The following is a 2226-nucleotide window of genomic DNA, read 5'->3' on the forward strand; positions in this document are numbered from 1 at the left end:
CAACATCGCAACTGCAGAGTCCCTCTCTAAAGGCGAGAACTTCTTCTCGTGGGACGGTTCCAAAAACGGCGCGCAAACTTCCGACGGGAAATACAATATCAAGATAAAGGCTTTTGATCTTGCAGGAAACTTCTCAATTACAGAAGAAGCACTTACAATCGACTCAATGCCGCCAACGATCTCAAACATATCAATGTCGCCGACAAAAGTTTCCTCAAAAACAGAAGAGCTAAAACTTACGGCTGCTGCCAATGAAAACGCATCAGTCGTTATCCAACTTAAAAATCTATCAACAAACAAAGTGACTGCATATCTTACAAATACAGGTTCCGAGGGTTCAAGGGATCAAGGTGTCGAGGAAAACACCTCGAACCCTGGAAACCTTGACACCTTGAAACCTCTTTCTTACTCGTGGAAATTAAACGACGCCCTTTCCACTCCTCTTGAGGATGGGATATATAATGTAGAACTAATTGCAAAAGATGAGGCTGGGAACTCGAGTAATCCTGTCACTTTTGAAGGCTTACGAATCGATCGCACACCGCCAACAATAACAAATGTCTCCGCAATGCCGTATGTGATGATGAATAATGGTACGAATAAATACAAGACGACGCTATCCTATCGGATAATTTCCAATGATCAAACAAAAGCCAAAGTTAAACTCTACAATTCAAACACAGGCGCTCTTGTTTACACTTGGGACGATGCACCTGCCCCCCAACCCCCTAAAGGGGGAGAAGGCAAGTCCCCTTTAGGGGATTTAGGGGCATCATCAATTACCTGGAATGCAAATAGCTCCGAGTTTCCCAAGGGAGCTTACAGATTCCAAGTTATCGCCGAGGATGATTTTGGCAATATTGGTTCAGCGTATGCCTCATGCGTAAAAGACGGCATTGCGCCAACAATCTCATACCCTTCCGAAGATTATCAAGAAGTTTCGGGAACAATCGTAATCCGTGGAACAGCAACCGATCCCGATTGGACAAATGGGAAGGAATTTAAACAATATAGTGTGTATTGTGCGAAGGGATCAAGTGGTCAAGGTGTCGAGGTTTCAAGTGGGATACAGGAAATGTCGGCAATTGAGGTTCCTCTTGTGAACAGAGATGGACGAGGGACGACGGACGATGGACGAAATGTTTCGGTAAGACCCGTACAAAATAACTCCACATTAGCTTACTTGAATACAAATCTTCTTGAAAATGGAGAATATACAATCAAAGTTATTGTAGAAGAGAGCGGATACAATGGAGAAGTTATTTCTACGACAAGAATAATAAATGTTCAGAACCAAGGGACAAGTGGCAAGGGTCAAGAAAACAATCCGTACATCAAATTGAAAGAGATTCCTTCAAGTGTAGATTTTAAAAGTGATGGATCAGTTACATTGCCGATTGGGTTCGTGAACAGTGTTAAGACGGCGAATGTTTATGTAGAAATACTCAAGCCAACAGGTTCCGAGGGTTCAAGGGATCAAGGTGTCGAGGGAAATTCCTCGAACCCTGGAAACCTTGACACCTTGACCCCTGTGTATTTTAAATATTTCCCCAACATCCTCGGAGCCCCATACATCGGCGAACCTTCTTACAAAGAAGGTCGCGATCTCGGCTACTTCATCTGGCAAGGAGATGATGGAACGTTCCATTTAAGAGCCTCTTCGGATGGCAAAGCTCATCGTTTCAGTGGAAATATTATTGCCATGTCTGGAACCCTCAAAGTTAACAGTGTACAGTTTACAGTGGACAGTAAAGACAACATGATAAGTTGGGATACCACTTCTCAAGGCGGCTTTGACTTCACAGCCGACGGTCAAATCATGATCACCGCAAATATAAGTGAAAATTCAAAGTCCCCTTCAGGGGATTTAGGGGCTCCATCTCCATACGCCGACAAGATTTTTCTTGGTATCTCAAAATATACCCAAGCCTATCTGCCGATCATAATCGATCCAGCAACAAGCCAGTTGGTAGACTTAACCGATATGAGTAAGGCCGGTCTCGATAAGGGCGGTTCGCGAACCGCCCCAACCACCAACCAGTCCGCCGCCTCCCTCTCCTGGGACGGTTGCCTCGACACCGGCGGCTACGCAGATAACGGCACCTACATCGTTCGCGTAATCGCCGAGGGAGCCGATGGAATCGGCCTTTCAACAGACGAAGCAGTCGTCAACATCACAACCCCATACGACTTCAAGATAAACGCAGTCTCCCCGTCAGACAAAAA

Annotated in this window: 1 pseudogene (running past both ends of the window); it reads left to right on the forward strand. The window is 45.2% G+C overall.

Features of this window, described 5'->3' with window-relative positions:
- Nucleotides 1-2226 (forward strand): annotated as a pseudogene (locus A2290_04830) (hypothetical protein) (it extends past both window edges: 2780 nt to the left, 172 nt to the right).

Source organism: candidate division WOR-1 bacterium RIFOXYB2_FULL_36_35, from assembly GCA_001771505.1.
In the GTDB taxonomy this organism is placed as follows: Bacteria; Margulisbacteria; WOR-1; order XYC2-FULL-46-14; family XYC2-FULL-37-10; genus XYB2-FULL-36-35.